Genomic DNA, 1,582 nt, shown 5'->3' with positions numbered 1-1,582 from the left:
AAATCCAGCAAATACTACTGAATGTATCGCTCCAATTCTAGCACAAGCTAAAACAGCTATAGCTAATTCTGGAATCATTGGTAAATAGATACAAACTCTATCCCCTTTTTTAATACCTTGCTCACGAAGTACGTTTGCTAATTTTGAAACTCTAACATATAATTCATTGTACGAAATATGTTGCGCAGCTTCGCTAGGATCATTTGGTTCAAAAATTATAGCAGTTTTATCACCACGTTTTGCTAAATGTCTGTCGATACAGTTTTTAGTGATGTTAACTTTCGCATTTAAAAACCATTTGAATTCTGCTTCCTGCATATCAAATTCGAAAACTTTGTCCCATTTTTGATACCAAGTAAAATTCTCATCAGCAATACGATCCCAAAACTTTCTTGGTTCGCGCACCGATTTCTTATACATTTTAAAGTAATTCTCTAAATCTTTAATTTTATAATAACTCATTTTTTAGCTTTATTTTTAATTGATAATGTAAAGATAGCCAATCTGTTTTAAGAATTTTATAATTTCTTGCTAAATTACTATATATAGCATATTCTAAAAATTAAACACATAGGCACATAGATTTTTGATAAACAAATATTTAGCCGTTGCACTTTATTTAGTTAACATAAGAAATGAGTATATATAAGCGTTTTGTTGTACAAGTTTGTATTATCCGGGTGCTCTTATTTAAAACAACCAATTTTAGCATGTTCTAAAACGTCTCTGATTTCATCAATAATCGCTTCATAATCAATAGTTGAAGGAATTTGAAATTGTTCGCCATCAGCTATGCTACGCATCATTTTTCTAAGGATTTTTCCTGAACGTGTTTTTGGTAGACGATTTACCACAACTACATCGCGCAATGAGGCAACGGCACCGATTTGTTCTCGAACCAAATGCACTACTTCATATTGCAATTGGAAATGTTCTATATCTTCACCCGATTTTGCAACAACCAACGCTAATGGAATTTGACCTTTCAATTCGTCATTGATACCAATAACTGCACATTCTGCAACTGAATGATGAGAAGCAACAATTTCTTCCATTTCAGCAGTTGAAAGTCTGTGACCTGCTACGTTGATGACATCATCTACTCTACCTGTGATGTAAATATAATCGTCAGTATCTTTAAATCCGCCATCTCCTGAGAAATAATAGCCTGGGAATTTATTCAAATAACCTGCTTTGAAACGTTCATTATCTTTCCATAAATCCAATAAAGTTCCTGGAGGTAAAGGCAATTTGATAACTACGTAACCTTCTTCATTTGGACCTAACTCTTGTCCGTTTTCTCCAAAAATTCGGATATCGTAACCTGTAACTGCTTTTCCAGCTGACCCAGGTTTTATAGGTAGATACTCTACTCCCATCATATTAGCAATCATAGGCCAACCTGATTCTGTTTGCCACCAATGGTCGATAGCTGGAACTGGAATATGTTCACGATACCATTCTAAAGTAGCTACATCACAACGTTCTCCTGCTAAGAATTGAATTCGTAAACTGCTTAAATCATATTGTTTAATAAATTCTCCATTTGGATCTTCTTTTTTGATAGCACGAATGGCTGTTG

2 protein-coding genes are annotated in these 1,582 nt (G+C 33.9%); both read right to left on the bottom strand.

The window, feature by feature from the left end:
- Positions 1-462 (bottom strand): AMP-binding protein (locus L6Q46_RS13990; protein WP_291284827.1); only part of this gene is annotated, 462 nt, incomplete at its 3' end.
- A gap of 224 nt (positions 463-686) precedes the next feature.
- Positions 687-1,582 (bottom strand): AMP-binding protein (locus L6Q46_RS13985; RefSeq protein WP_291284826.1); only part of this gene is annotated, 896 nt, incomplete at its 5' end.

It is taken from the genome of Flavobacterium sp., assembly GCF_023151265.1.
Classification (GTDB): Bacteria; Bacteroidota; Bacteroidia; order Flavobacteriales; family Flavobacteriaceae; genus Flavobacterium.
This window is presented reverse-complemented; position numbering and strand designations above follow the sequence as displayed.